The organism is Vibrio sp. 10N.261.54.E10 (assembly GCF_002877735.2).
Classification (GTDB): Bacteria; Pseudomonadota; Gammaproteobacteria; order Enterobacterales; family Vibrionaceae; genus Vibrio; species Vibrio crassostreae_C.
Genome location: NZ_MCXE02000002.1, coordinates 667465 through 681385, shown reverse-complemented (window position 1 = coordinate 681385; position 13921 = coordinate 667465). Strand labels below are relative to the sequence as shown.

At 44.3% G+C, this 13921-nt stretch carries 11 protein-coding genes and 1 pseudogene; 8 read left to right on the top strand and 4 right to left on the bottom strand.

Annotated features, from left to right (window positions below):
* The first annotated feature begins 255 nt into the window (after positions 1-255).
* The 8 genes and pseudogenes from BCU07_RS14155 (at position 256) to BCU07_RS14120 (ending at position 8068) form a co-directional block, all read left to right on the top strand.
* Entirely contained in the window at positions 256-1500 is a 1245-nt protein-coding gene (locus BCU07_RS14155; protein WP_102428074.1) for an NADH:flavin oxidoreductase/NADH oxidase family protein, read from the top strand.
* Between the two features lie 236 nt (positions 1501-1736).
* On the top strand, positions 1737-2720 hold the full coding sequence (locus BCU07_RS14150; RefSeq protein ID WP_102428086.1) for an HAD family hydrolase: 984 nt from the start codon (positions 1737-1739) through the stop codon (positions 2718-2720).
* Positions 2721-2928: 208 nt separating this feature from the next.
* Positions 2929-3624 carry an aspartate/glutamate racemase family protein gene (locus tag BCU07_RS14145; RefSeq protein WP_102428073.1) on the top strand — a complete coding sequence of 232 codons (696 nt, stop codon included), beginning with the start codon at positions 2929-2931 and terminating at the stop codon, positions 3622-3624.
* 223 nt (positions 3625-3847) lie between these two features.
* Entirely contained in the window at positions 3848-3970 is a 123-nt protein-coding gene (locus tag BCU07_RS14140; RefSeq protein WP_258182976.1) for a hypothetical protein, read from the top strand.
* Positions 3971-4169: 199 nt separating this feature from the next.
* On the top strand, positions 4170-5042 hold the full coding sequence (locus BCU07_RS14135; protein WP_102428072.1) for a radical SAM protein: 873 nt from the start codon (positions 4170-4172) through the stop codon (positions 5040-5042).
* A gap of 267 nt (positions 5043-5309) precedes the next feature.
* Positions 5310-5546: a YdcH family protein gene (locus BCU07_RS14130; protein ID WP_065606862.1), complete on the top strand. Its 237-nt coding sequence runs from the start codon at positions 5310-5312 to the stop codon at positions 5544-5546.
* 192 nt (positions 5547-5738) lie between these two features.
* The gene (locus BCU07_RS14125) at positions 5739-6635 is read left to right on the top strand and encodes a LysR family transcriptional regulator (RefSeq protein WP_102428071.1); all 897 of its coding nucleotides are present in this window, start codon (positions 5739-5741) and stop codon (positions 6633-6635) included.
* Between the two features lie 124 nt (positions 6636-6759).
* Positions 6760-8068, top strand: a pseudogene (locus BCU07_RS14120) (IS4 family transposase).
* Between the two features lie 246 nt (positions 8069-8314).
* Here BCU07_RS14120 and glpD read toward each other — a convergent pair.
* The 4 genes from glpD to BCU07_RS14100 all read right to left on the bottom strand — a co-directional run bounded on the left by glpD (position 8315) and on the right by BCU07_RS14100 (position 13652).
* A complete protein-coding gene (gene glpD / locus BCU07_RS14115; protein ID WP_102428455.1) occupies positions 8315-9874 on the bottom strand; it encodes a glycerol-3-phosphate dehydrogenase in 1560 nt (519 codons plus the stop codon).
* Positions 9875-10162: 288 nt separating this feature from the next.
* Positions 10163-10957, bottom strand: a complete 795-nt coding sequence (locus BCU07_RS14110; RefSeq protein ID WP_004740378.1) for a DeoR/GlpR family transcriptional regulator — start codon at positions 10955-10957, stop codon at positions 10163-10165.
* Positions 10958-11217: 260 nt separating this feature from the next.
* Positions 11218-12738, bottom strand: a complete 1521-nt coding sequence (gene glpK, locus BCU07_RS14105; protein ID WP_102428456.1) for a glycerol kinase GlpK — start codon at positions 12736-12738, stop codon at positions 11218-11220.
* A 59-nt stretch (positions 12739-12797) separates the two neighbouring features.
* On the bottom strand, positions 12798-13652 hold the full coding sequence (locus BCU07_RS14100; RefSeq protein WP_004732234.1) for an MIP/aquaporin family protein: 855 nt from the start codon (positions 13650-13652) through the stop codon (positions 12798-12800).
* Between the last annotated feature and the right edge of the window lie 269 nt (positions 13653-13921).

Below are 13921 nucleotides of genomic sequence, written 5' to 3'. Positions count from 1 at the left end.
ATGGCGTAGAGAATCACAATAACGACAATTACCATGAGCGTAAAGGGTGTTCGAGCCTTTCTGGTTGACATATTTCAGCAGCGTCAGCCCAGTTTTTGAGATTCTATTTATAATCGATTAATGCCAGCTGCTATGCCGCTGGCATTTTATTATTGAGCGAAACTTGCTTCGAAATAGGCACTAAATGATAAAAACTGTCGGATAAAATAGGGCATACTGGACTCAATATATAAACCCAAGAAAGTAACCACGCGCATGAATCCGATCTGCCTCAACGACCCTTTTTCTCTTCCTAATGGCCAAGTGATCAAAAATCGCCTGTTCAAATCGGCAATGAGTGAACAGCTAGGTGATAAACATCATAACCCTAAGCAAGGTTTAGTCACGCTTTACCAGCGTTGGGCTCAAGGAGGAATTGGTCTATCCATAACGGGTAACGTGATGGTCGATAGAGGCGCGCTTGGTGAACCTAAAAACGTTGTGTTGGATGAACAAAGTGACTTAAGCGTATTTCGTGAGTGGGCGAAGGCTGGAACACAAAATGGTTCGCAGATATGGATGCAATTGAACCACCCAGGAAAGCAAATCCCTAAATTCTTATGTGATAGCCCGGTTGCTCCTTCGGCTATCTCTTTAGAGCGTGGATTAGAGAAAGGCTTCAATACGCCACGAGCTCTGACTGAGACGGAAATAATCGCAATCATTGATAAATTTGCGCTGAGTGCAAAGCTATCAAAACAAGCGGGTTTTACCGGTGTGCAGATCCACGGTGCTCATGGTTATCTCGTGAGTCAGTTTTTGTCTTCAAGACATAATCAACGCCAAGACAAATGGGGTGGCTCACTCGAAAACAGACTTCGTTTCGTGCTTGAGGTTTATCGCGCGATTCGAAAAGAGGTCGGTGACGATTTCCCTGTCGGAATTAAGCTCAATAGTGCTGATTTCATGAAAGGTGGCTTCACTGAAGAAGAGTCGATGCAGGTTGTACAAACACTCAGTGACAATGGTATCGACCTGATTGAGATCTCCGGCGGCACCTATGAAAGCCCATCAATGATGGGGTCGAAAAGCAAAACTGAACCAATCAAGGCCAGCACAGTAAAACGTGAAGCGTATTTTATGGATTACATGGTTAAGGCGAGAAAACTCGTCAGCACTCCGCTGGTGGTCACGGGTGGTTTTCGAACCGCGCAAGCAATGAATGAAGCATTAAACACCTCGGCGACCGATTTTATTGGTATTGCGCGAACAATGGCGGTTGATCCTGATTTCCCTAACAAGTTAATTGAAAACCCTAGCCACGGCATGCCACTAACGGTGCCAACCACAGGAAAACCCGCATTAGACAAGGTGGCGATGGTCGGGCTGGTTTGGTATGAACATCAGATGTGGCGCATTGCCTCTGGCAAGAATGCTGACCCTAAACTTAGCGCATTAAGCGTGGTGGTAAAAACAATTTTCAGCGCCGGCTGGCACGCTTTCAAAAAGCGCAGAGCGTAAGCAGTCATGGATTGTTAAAGCAGAACTTTGAGGAATTGAAGTTCTGCTTTTTTGTTTGTCTCCTTTTAAGTTCTCGATAAATACATCGCAGAGCACCCTCAGCCAGCTTAGCTGTGGTACTAATCTAATACCAACATGAGCATTGGTTATAGTGTTCATAAGTGGCAAATCAGAGTAGACCAACTAGGATGAATTGAATTAAACCCTACAATTAATTCAACAACATGGTAGTTGCTATGATGAAAATAACCCTCTTATCTGTCGCGATCTTATCCAGTCTCTCTTTCTCATCTTTTGCTAAAGATTGTGATCCCAACTTGCTGCCTTCTTGGAAGGACAGCGAGAGCAAATCCGCTATCGTCGACTTTGTTGGGCAAGCCACTAAAGCTGAGTCTGATACGTTCGTGGCAATTGAAGATCGCATTGCCGTGTTCGATAACGACGGTACGCTTTGGTCGGAAAAGCCTTATTACTTCCAATTAGCCTTTGCACTAGATCGTGTAAAAGAGATGGCGCCTGATCACCCTGAATGGAAAACCGAAGCACCGTTTAAGTTTGTACTCGAAGATGATATTGAGAGCGTTCTGGGCAGCGGTGAAGAAGGGCTATTGAAAATCATCATGGCGACACATTCTGGTATGACTGTTGAGCAATACCAGCAAGACGTTGAGCAATGGCTGACGGTAGCAAAAGATAAACGTTTCAACAAAGCCTACACAGACCTTACTTATCAGCCAATGAAAGAGATGCTGACTTACCTGCAAGAGCATGACTTTAAGACTTATATTGTGTCGGGCGGAGGCGTTGATTTCATGAGGGCGTGGGCTCCACAAGCTTACAATATTCCTACAGAGCAAATCATCGGTAGTGCGCTTAAATACAACTACAGCTACAACGATGGCAAACCAACGGTGACCAAAGATTCGTTGATTTTGACCATTGATGACAAAGCCGGAAAGGTCACTAACATTCAGCATATTATCGGCAAGAAACCTATTCTAGCGGTCGGCAACTCAGACGGTGACCAAGCGATGATGCAATGGGCAACGAGCCAACCCAATTCAATGGCGATGATTGTTCATCACACTGATGCTGAGCGCGAGTGGCAGTACGATCGTGAGTCTCACGTTGGCAAGCTTGATAAAGCGCTAGATGAGCCGAATTCCAGAGAGGATTGGACACTGATCGACATGAAATCCGATTGGTGTGAGGTGTACTAACGCCAAGTATACCCTTGGTCAAAACTTCAAAGGCTCGGATTTTAAATTCGAGCCTTTTTTGTGAGCGGAGGTTTTGGGAATGAACGGTTTGAAAGCAATCGTTTGAAAGGAATAAGGTGTTATGGGTTCGCTTTAAGCAAGAACGTACTATAAATTTTCAATGCATGACGGTTTAATCGAGTTAGTCGGAAATTAAAGGAATAGAAAAATGAAAACGATCGGTTTGCTCGGCGGTATGAGTTGGGAGTCGACAGTGAGCTACTACAAATCCATCAACGAGGGCGTTAAAGCCACACTCGGCGGGCTCAATTCTGCAAAGGTTTGTATGTACAGCGTGAACTTCGATGAGATAGAAAAGCTTCAACATCAAGGTCGCTGGGCTGAGACGGCGGATATCTTATCGGACGCGGCTTTATCGGTAGAGAAGGGCGGGGCTGATTTCATTCTGATTTGTACCAATACCATGCATAAGGTCGTTCCTGAGATCGAAGAGAAGGTCACGATTCCTATCTTGCACATCGCTGATACCACAGCGCAGAAGTTGCTTGAACAGGGTGTAAAGAAAGTTGGATTACTCGGTACCGCTTTCACCATGGAACAAGATTTCTATAAAGGCCGTCTGACTAACAAATTCGGTATCGATGTGGTGATTCCTGATGAGAGTGACCGAGAGAAAGTCCACAACATCATTTATCAAGAGCTGTGTCGAGGCCAAGTAAAAGAAGAATCTCGAGATGTATACCGTCAAATCATTGAGAAGCTAGGCCAACAAGGTGCAGAAGCCGTTATTCTGGGCTGTACTGAAATCGCCCTCCTGATTCAGCAGCAACACACTGATGTTCCCTTGTTTGATACCACAGCCATTCATGCAGAAGCGGCTGTACGTTTGGCGACGAGTGACTAACTTCTAGTTCTTATTCTTAGTTCCATAGCTGTCCTATTTTCGCTCTTGTACGATTTTCATTCGTTGAAGTGAAAGTTTTTTGTACAAAAGCAGGTCGTTAGTTAAAGAAGCGATGCTTTGTTCATTAACCAAGGCCTTATCGGTAGGTAAGGTTTTAGTTAATGACTGAGGTATCCGCGCTTTTAAGCACTATGCTTTAGTCATGACCGAAAGAGGATTTATTATGAAATGGCTTATCTTATCTGTAACGCTGTTATTCGTGGCAGGATGCCAATCGACGGGGTCTCAAGAAGCACAAGTCGGTGACGACATGAATCGAGTTCATACCCAAGGGTGCAGCAGCTAATCTTCTTTTGTGGAAACACATTTTCAGCTGCTCCGGTAGAGAGTTACCCCTACAAAGCCTTGTGTTGTCACAAGGCTTTTATTTTATACAAAATCTAAAAACTGATTCGACTATATCGCGAATTATCAATGAATACTGGTGTTGATAAACTCTGTTTTATTAAAGCACGCTCTCGTGCTTATAGACCGGAGAAACCAATATGAATTACGAGGGAAAAGTATATCGTCCATGGACAGAGGCGAAGAGCATTCTGATTCAAACCACTTTAGGTTGCAGTATCAACACGTGCACGTTCTGTAATATGTTCAGCGATAAACGATTCAAGGTTTGTGATATTGAGGATGTGTTTAAAGATATCGAAGAAGCTCGCCTGATTTATCCTTATGTTGAATCAATTTTCCTTATCGATGGCAACGTGATGGCCGCCCGCACGGATTATCTCCTTAAGATTTTGGATAAGCTTCGTCATACCTTTCCAGAAAGCAGAAAAGTATCGCTCTATAGTGGTTTGAACGATTTCCGTCGTAAAAGCTTGAGCGAACTTAAAGAGCTTAAAAGTGCCGGTCTCACTATGTCTTATGCGGGGTTGGAGTCAGGCGATGCGGTTGTACTCGACAACATCAAAAAGCGCATGACACCAGAACAAGCGATCGAAGGCATGGAATTAGCCAAAGAAGCCGGCATTGAAACCTTACTTTCGTTTATCTTCGGCCTTGGCGGTCGTGATCGATCACGTGAACATATTGTCGAGACCACAAGATTACTGAATATCATGAAGCCTGAGCAGATAGCGCCAATGGCGTTAGCGATTCAGCCAGGAACCGTGATGGAACAAGAAGTAAAAGGTGGCAAGTTCGTTATGCCGACGCAACTTCAGATCTTAGAAGAAGAAAAGTATCTGCTTGAGAATCTAAACATCGACACTTTCTATTGGGGCGACCATGGTAATAACATCGTGACTCAGAAAGGTTTCCTGCTTGATTCAAGAGAGCAATTTTTGGCTAAGGTGAACCATGCGATAGCATCAAACCCAATGGCTAAAGACAGTGTTATTCAGACGTTTGCTTGGTAGCGTTTAGTTAAAAACGATACTTGCAGGCTAAGTAAAAATCGAAAGAAGTATTGTTTTCGAGGCGGGATAATCGCCATAAGCCTACTTCCGTTACTGAGACAATTCAAAATCAGTAAAGCCATTTTCTTGGTGGATGTTGTAAATTTGTGAATCTGAACTGTCTATATTCTAGGCTGTGTACTGGATCTCATTTGTTATTTGAGTCCCTTGCTAAGGTAAATAATGAATGTGTACTACCAATCACTTTACTCAACTTAAGAGGTTTCTATGCTAGGTGAAAATCACTCTCTTGTTCACGAATTTCCTGAAATGAAAGACAAAATTGCTGAGCTTGCTAAAACTGACGATGGCTTTGCAGAAGATATGAAGACATACGACAACCTTGATAAAGAGATTCGTAAACTAGAGCTGAAAGATTCACCCATTGATGACGGCTCGATGCACCAATTGAAACATGATCGTTCTGAACTTAAAGATTCACTGCATGCTCGTTTAACTGGCTAGTGAGTTGGCAATTTTGCTGACTAGCTAAATGGCGAATTACAGACTTAGACAAAAACTCCTTCGGGAGTTTTTTTTCGTTTTGGCTCAATCACTTCTTCACAATTCAACTGAGTTAATACGTTGTATTGTTATGTTAATGACGCATAATGAGGGTTACTGGTACACGATTTTTAAGATTTTATTGGTAATCTCATGAATATTGAACACCTCAAATTGTTTGTTCGTTTAGCTTCCACACATAACATCAGCATGGCTGGGCAAGAGCTTGGTTTGTCTCCTGCTGTTGCAAGCTCGCACATTAGTAAACTGGAAGACAATTTAGGCGTTCGCTTGGTGCATAGAACCACTCGTAAGGTCTCTTTAACCGAAGAGGGGGAAGCGTTCTTGCCTCATGCTGAAGAGGTGTTATCGAGCGTCGATGCTGCCAAATCGGCGGTTGGTGTGGGCTGTGACTCTCCAACCGGAACGCTGAGAGTTACCGCATCTGCGTCTTTTGGGCGTTTGCATCTTGTCCCTGCTTTACCTGGATTCTTAGAGCGCTACCCTGGGTTAAAAGTCGATCTCAGACTATCAGATTCGATGGTGGATGTTGTTGAAGGTGGCTTTGATATCGCGATTCGCATCTCGGAGCTGAAAGACTCGACACTGATTGCCCGAAAACTTGCGACAGACAAGCGTATTGTGTGTGTATCGCCTGATTACTTAATCAAATATGGTAAGCCAGCCACACCTCGAGATCTTAATGATCATCAGTGTATTAGCTTAATTGGTTTAGAAAACTGGACGTTCAATACTGAAAGCGGGCCTAAGACGATTAAGGCATCTGGGTCGTTCAGGGCAGATAACGGAGAAGCACTGCGTGACGCAGCCTCAGGTGGTATGGGTATCACGGTGACATCGAATTGGTGTGCCTATGAACAACTGAAAAGCGGTCAGCTGGTTCAAATATTAGAAGATTACCCATTAACATCAGAGCCTGCAATTTGGGCTGTGTACCCAAGCACAAGGTTACTTGCACCAAAGGTGAGAGCCTTCATTGACTACTTCTCTGAATATTATGGTAATCCGCCGTATTGGGAGAAAACATAGAGACAAACGTTATTAAAGCGCTGACATGGTGAGTAATGCCGATCAGTTAAAGCCAAAGCGATCGGTTGAAGGATCCTTCAGAGCTGTCAAAATCCAAGTGTATTTAATGCACTTGGATTTTTTTATGGATGTTTCTCAAGCTCTAAACATAATTAATGATTGGAAACCTAGCAGCGTTGAGACTTTGTCTGACTTGCTTCCAATTGAACTCATCGACGAAGCCTATTCTCTTACTGATACTGTCACGATGAGAAAGAGGAAATTAACTTTAGAATCCATGGTGTGGCTGCTTGTTGGAATGGCTATCTATAACAGTAAATCCATGAAAGATTTAGTGAACCAACTTGATATTGTCGACCGTACAGGTAAAGCTTTTGTCGCACCGAGTGCGTTAACTCAACGTCGAAAGACGTTGGGTGAAGACGCAATTAAAGCGGTCTTTGAGCGAATGACTACGTCATGGTTAAACAGTGCAAAGTTACCCCAATGGAATGGATTAACGCTGCTTGGCGTCGATGGCGTTGTTTGGCGAACGCCCGATAACCCGCAAAATGAAAAAGCATTTTCTCGACAAAAAGGGACGCAATATCCGCAAGTGAGAATGGTCTGCCAAATGGAACTAAGCAGTCACATTATTACGGCCAGTGCATTTGATAATTACAATACAAACGAAATGATATTAGCTGAAAAACTGATAGAAACAACACCAAACCATAGCGTAACAATGTTCGATAAGGGGTTCTATTCTTTAGGTTTATTACATAAATGGCAAGACTCTGGCTCAGAGCGCCATTGGCTTATCCCCCCTCAAGAAAAATACACAATATGACATTGTTCAATCTTTAGGGCGAAATGACAAACTTGTTCAATTACACAGTAATCCAAGAGCTAGAAAGCTATGGCCTGATTTACCAAAGTCGATAACCGCTCGACTTGTCACTCGTAAAATTAAAGGAAAAGACTACCAAATATTAACCTCCATGACGGACTCCCTGCGTTACCCATCAAAAGATATTGCAGGCCTTTATGAGCATCGTTGGGAAATAGAGCTGGGCTACCGAGAGCAAAAACAATACATGCTTGGAAACCGTCTTACGCTGCGAAGTCGTTTACCAGAGCTGGTCAAGCAGGAGTTATGGGGCATCTTGCTTACTTACAATTTAATCCGATATCAGATGGTCGAGCTCTGCTTCAATTTAAAGGGAAATTACCTTCCTTATCAACTGAGTTTTAACGGCACGTTAGCTCATGTATCAGCGTTACTTGTAGGCTTACCTTATTCAACACCAGGCGCAATACCTCGTCAGCTAAAGGGGTTCCACAACATGGCTGAAAGCTTAATACTTGAAGGGCGAAGGGAAAGGACATTCCCTAGAAGAGTTAAACCCAGACCACAACGGTATGCTAAGAACAAAAATGCCGTTCACTCTTAAGTGAACGGCATTACTGACATGGTGAGCGTTTTTAAATGTGTTGTTTCGTTGAGATAAAGAATAGCAACCTTTTGTGAAGTTGATAATCAACCGGATTAATAAAACACTATTTAGTTTTTGTTGAAAATAGAGGTGTGAATAAAGTCTCAGGCTGAGCGGAATAGTAGACAATAAAAAAGCTTAGCGTGGGGAGCGCTAAGCTTTGTCATTATTTATATTCAGGAGCGGATGGTTTTGCTAGAAGAACTAACCGACTTGAGAAAAGTTCACCACAGTGCTTTCAAGATTCTCTTTTAAGTAGCTAGAAACTGCATGCTGCTCTGTTTCACTTAAGTACAGGCCAAGCTTGGTTCTGCGCCACAAGATGTCTTCGTCAGTCATCGCCATCTCTTCATTGATCAAGTAATCGATCTCAGCTTGATAAACGCCGTGTGCTTCGCTTGAGAATTGGGTACCAAGATCAGCTTCGCTCGTTGCACCTTCCAGCAGCTTCCAAGTGTAAGTACCAAATTGAGTCACATAACGTAGTAACAGTGCTTCTGATATCCAAGGGTACTTGGTGTGGATCATCTTAGCGAGCTGTTCTCTGCTGCAGCTGAAGTTACCACCCGGTAGTGTGTCGTTAGCTGTCCAAGGTGCGCCCATGTGTTTCAGGTAAGGTTCTAGCTTGTTCAGTGCCGCTTCGCCGAGTTTACGATAAGTCGTTAACTTGCCACCAAAGATAGATAGCAGTGGTGCTTGATCCATTTCTGCATCCAGCTCCAGTGTGTAGTCACGAGTGATCGCTTGTGGCGAGTCAGATTCATCATCACAAAGCGGTCTTACGCCACTGTATGTCCAAACCACGTCTTCACGGCCAAGCTGTTTAACAAAGTGCTGGTTAACGATATCAATCAAGTAATCTACTTCGACATCATCAATTGCGACGTTACGTGGGTCGCCTTTGTATTCAAGGTCGGTAGTGCCGATGATCGAGAACTTATCTAGGTAAGGGATCATGAACACAATACGATTGTCTTTGTTTTGCAGAATGTACGCTTGTGGTTCGTCGTGAATGCGTGGCACAACAATGTGCGAGCCTTTGATCAGACGAATATTACGAGGCGAAGCCTGCTCTAAACCATCATCAAAGAACTGTTTCACCCAAGGGCCAGCTGCGTTGACCAATGCTTTCGCTTTGCGCTCGAAACGTTGGTTTGTCATCACATCAAGAATCGTTACGTGCCAAATGTCGCCTTCGCGGTGCGCTTTTTCAACTCGGCAGTAGTTGCGTATTTCTGCGTTGTTTTCTTTCGCCGCTAATACGTTCAGCAATACCATACGCGCATCATCGACCCAGCAGTCTGAGTATTCGAAACCTGTTTTCATTTCTGGTTTAAGCAAACCTGATTGAGCCAAGTTCACCGTTTTACTTCCAGGAAGAGTCGTACGTTTACCTAAGTTATCGTAAAGGAATAGGCCACAGCGGATCATCCAAGCCGGGCGTAAAAATGGTCGGTGCGGTAAACGGAAACGCATTGGTTGTGCAACGTGAGGTGCTTTTCTCAGCAACACTTCACGCTCTGCAAGTGCTTCTGAAACTAAACGAAATTCATAATGTTCAAGGTAACGTAAACCACCGTGGATTAGCTTTGAACTTGCAGAAGACGTCGCAGAGGCGAAATCATTTGCTTCGTATAAACCAACGTTTAGACCACGACCAGCAGCGTCTGCCGCGATACCCGCACCATTGATGCCGCCGCCAATAACGATTAAGTCTAGAGTTGAAGATGTACTATTGTTTGAATTAGTTTGTTGAGCACTCATGGTTTTGACCTCTTTCTGAGCGAACGAGCATTTTAGAACATAATTGAATCGTATATTAACTTTCGTTTGCGGTCATTTATTATTTTCGTTTATGCGCGTTTTATGTGATTTGCGCATAAAAAAACCTTCGCTTATGACAGCGAAGGTTCCAAATAACTCTCATTCGAGCATAGAAGTGATATTAATCATGTTCAAGTGCGACTTTCCAAGTAACAAAAAAGCCCATTATCGATAAAGTGATCTATCAATAATGGGCTCTTTTAATGAACATGATTTCTGAGCGTTTTTTTATTCGTCCGACGCTAGTGGTTGAGACGCGGTCTCGATCACTTCCAATGGGATCGATGAATCCTTGAGGATGTTCAGGATCTCTTCTGGTGGCTGTTTATTGGTGAACACCATGTGTGCTTGAGAGATGTTACCCAGCTTAACCATTGCGTTGCGACCAAACTTACTGTGGTCGACTGCCAGGAAGATGCTGCGGCTGTTTTCGATGATAGCTTGCTTCACTCGAACTTCATGGTAGTCAAAATCAAGCAGTGAGCCGTCAAAGTCGATGCCGCTGATCCCTAGAATGCCGAAATCGAGGCGGAACTGCTTCACGAAATCGAGTGTTGCTTCACCCACGATACCGCCATCACGGTTTCTTACCTCGCCACCTGCCAAGATAACTTTTATCTCTGGGTTTGGTAGCAGGATACTGGCAACGTTGATGTTGTTAGTCACGACTCTGAGTTGTTTGTGGTTTTTGTTCAGCGCGCGTGCCACGGATTCTGGTGTGGTGCCGATATCAACGAACAAGGTTGCACCATCTGGAATGTGTTTTACCAGCTCGTCGGCAATCACATCTTTTTCATTGAAGTTAAGCGCTTTACGCGTGTTGTAAGAGGTGTTTTCTGAGCTAAGAGGAATGGTTGCACCACCGTGATAACGACGGATTTTGTTGCTATCAGCCAGCTCATTGAGGTCTCGTCTGATGGTTTGTGGGCTAACATCGAACTTCTCTACGAGCTCTTCGGTGCTCACATATCCTTGTGTTTTTACCAGGTCTACAATCTGCTGGTGTCTTGGTATCTGCTTCACTTAACTTACCACTCCCTGCACGCTATGGGCTCTAGCGCGTCACAATCGAAAATATTAACTCGCGCTATTGTGCTCGAATTGATGAGGAGAGAGAAGTAATGATAGTAAGGAATTATGTCCAAACCGCAAAAACGTTGATCAAAACATGAAAAATTGGCTCCAAACGCAAAAAAGAGCACAAAATAGTGCTCTTTTTAGTTTCGTTTACTGAGGAACGAACAATTCAATCGATAAGAGAGTGATTATTCGAACGCTCGATTTTACTCTTCGTCGTCATCGTGCAGTTCAGACCAAACTTGTGCACACTTGATAGCACGCTTCCAACCTTTGTAACGGCGGTTACGCTTTTCTTCATCGTGGTGTGGCAAGAACGTACGGTCTAGTACTGCTTTGTCTTGAAGCTCATCGATGCTGTCCCAGAAACCAACTGCTAGACCAGCAAGGTATGCTGCACCCAGAGCCGTTACTTCAGTTACTTCAGGACGGTGAACTTCTGTATCTAGTACGTCTGATTGGAATTGCATTAGGAAGTTGTTCGCTACTGCACCACCATCAACACGTAGGTTTGCTAGCTTGATGCCAGAGTCCGCTTGCATCGCATCCAATACGTCACGAGTTTGGTAAGCAATACCTTCCAGTGTTGCACGGATGATGTGGTTAGAGTTAACGCCACGTGTTAAGCCAACAATCGTACCGCGAGCGTAAGCATCCCAGTATGGTGCGCCCAGACCAGTAAAGGCTGGAACAACGTAAACACCGTTTGACGTATCTACTTTAGTTGCGAAGTACTCAGAGTCTTCTGCGCCAGCCAGTAGCTTCATTTCATCACGTAACCATTGGATAGATGCGCCACCCATGAATACCGCACCTTCAAGTGCATAAGCTGGTTCGCCTGTAGGACCACATGCTAATGTCGTTAATAGGCCGTTCTTCGATGTTACTTTCTCTTGGCCTGTGTTCATCAGTAGGAAACAGCCCGTGCCGTATGTGTTTTTCGCTTGACCAGCTTCAACACACATTTGACCGTAAAGCGCTGCTTGTTGGTCACCTGCAATACCCGCGATTGGGATACGAGTACCGCCTTTACCACCAAGGTTCGTTTGACCGTAAACCTCAGAAGAGCGCTTCACTTCAGGCATCATGATTGCTGGAATGCCCATTTCATCAAGTAGCTTCTGATCCCAGCATAGGTCGTTGATGTTGAACAACATAGTACGTGACGCGTTGGTGTAATCCGTAACGTGTACACGTCCTTGAGTCATCTTCCAAACCAACCAAGTATCAACGGTACCGAACAATAGTTTGCCAGCTTCAGCGTCTTCGCGAGCGCCTTCAACGTTGTCTAGAATCCATTTTACTTTTGTACCTGAGAAATACGGGTCAAGGACTAAGCCTGTATTGTCACGTACGTAGTCTTCTAGGCCACGCGCTTTTAGGTCTTCACAGATGTCTGCAGTACGGCGACACTGCCATACGATTGCGTTATAAACAGGCTTGCCTGTCTCTTTGTTCCAAACAATGGTGGTTTCACGTTGGTTCGTGATACCAATGCCCGCTAGCTCATCGCTGCGGATGCCTGCTTTAGCAAGAGCTTCAACCAATGTAGAGCTTTGAGTCGCCCAGATTTCCATTGGATCATGCTCAACCCAACCCGCTTTCGGGTAAATCTGAGTGAATTCTCGTTGAGAAGAACTAACGATGTTTGCATCGTGATCGAGGATTACAGCGCGAGAACTTGTGGTGCCTTGGTCTAGGGCAACAATGTATTTTTGCTCGGTCATGGTAAGAATCCTTTTTCTTTCGTTATTTATATTTTAGTAAATGTAAGGTCGCTTAGGGATTAAGCTTGAGCTTGTTCAGCTTCTTCTTCTGTTTCACATTGGTTTGGAATTGTGCAGCCTTGGCCTTCTACTGGTAGGTAAGCACCGATAACACGTGGGTACAACCAACCACCAAAACACGCACCAGCAATTGGAGCAAGAATTGGAACGATGAAGTAAGGAATATCACGTGCACCGCTTAGTGCGAAATCCCAACCTGCAAAGTAAGCGAACAGTTTTGGTCCGAAGTCACGAGCAGGGTTCATTGCAAAGCCCGTCAGTGGACCTAAAGAACCACCGATAACCGCGATAAGAATACCGATCAGTAGAGGGTTCATTGCACCGCGAGATGCGCCGTTGTTCTCATCACCTAACGCTAAAATGGCAAACATCAACACTGCAGTAATCACGAATTCCACAGCAAAAGCGCCGAAGAAAGAAAGTGAAGCATGTGGGTAAGTCGAGAAGATACCAGCAGTTGATAGTGCGTCTTGGCTGCTACGAACAAAGTTATGTGCGATTTCGTAGTCAGTAAATAGGTTGCTGTACAGGCTGTAAACCAATGCTGCAGAGCAGAAAGCGCCAAGCAGTTGCGAAATGATGTAAGGCACCACTTTCGCTTTATCAAAACCATGGAACATGGCCAGTGCAATCGTTACGGCTGGGTTGATGTGTGCGCCTGAAACGCCGGCAGTACAGTAAATTGCAATCGCAACACCGAAGCCCCAGATGATGCTGATTTCCCATTGTCCGAATGTCGCACCGGTTAATACCAGAGCGGCCACACAGCCAACGCCAAAGAATATGAGTAATCCTGTACCGATAAATTCAGCCAAGCATTGCCCAAATAAAGAAGGGTGTTTGTTTGTTGTCATGTTCGAGTCCTTTTTAGTTTTGCTTATCTAGCACGTGTATTGTGCATATATTTGCGAACTCGAAAATAAACGAACATCAAAAGTGAGCGTTTGAGCATAAAATTGTTAATTAAAGTCACTTGAAATGTTAATCCGAACACTTTTGCTCGAAAAAGATGCTCGCATGAACGTCATTGCTCGAATTGATAGGTTGCGAAGCCGCTCAAACTACCTATATGTAAATGAATGCGCAACTGGTACGAGGAGTTTATGTTTGGATTTGTGATGCT

What these genes read in the sequence shown, in the direction of transcription:
- BCU07_RS14155 (WP_102428074.1), top strand. Translation starts at nt 256, where the DNA reads ATGAATCCGATCTGCCTCAACGACCCTTTTTCTCTTCCTAATGGCCAA.
- BCU07_RS14150 (WP_102428086.1), top strand. Translation starts at nt 1,737, where the DNA reads ATGATGAAAATAACCCTCTTATCTGTCGCGATCTTATCCAGTCTCTCT.
- BCU07_RS14145 (WP_102428073.1), top strand. Translation starts at nt 2,929, where the DNA reads ATGAAAACGATCGGTTTGCTCGGCGGTATGAGTTGGGAGTCGACAGTG.
- BCU07_RS14140 (WP_258182976.1), top strand. Translation starts at nt 3,848, where the DNA reads ATGAAATGGCTTATCTTATCTGTAACGCTGTTATTCGTGGCAGGATGC.
- BCU07_RS14135 (WP_102428072.1), top strand. Translation starts at nt 4,170, where the DNA reads ATGAATTACGAGGGAAAAGTATATCGTCCATGGACAGAGGCGAAGAGC.
- BCU07_RS14130 (WP_065606862.1), top strand. Translation starts at nt 5,310, where the DNA reads ATGCTAGGTGAAAATCACTCTCTTGTTCACGAATTTCCTGAAATGAAA.
- BCU07_RS14125 (WP_102428071.1), top strand. Translation starts at nt 5,739, where the DNA reads ATGAATATTGAACACCTCAAATTGTTTGTTCGTTTAGCTTCCACACAT.
- glpD (WP_102428455.1), bottom strand. Translation starts at nt 9,874, where the DNA reads ATGAGTGCTCAACAAACTAATTCAAACAATAGTACATCTTCAACTCTA.
- glpK (WP_102428456.1), bottom strand. Translation starts at nt 12,738, where the DNA reads ATGACCGAGCAAAAATACATTGTTGCCCTAGACCAAGGCACCACAAGT.
- BCU07_RS14100 (WP_004732234.1), bottom strand. Translation starts at nt 13,652, where the DNA reads ATGACAACAAACAAACACCCTTCTTTATTTGGGCAATGCTTGGCTGAA.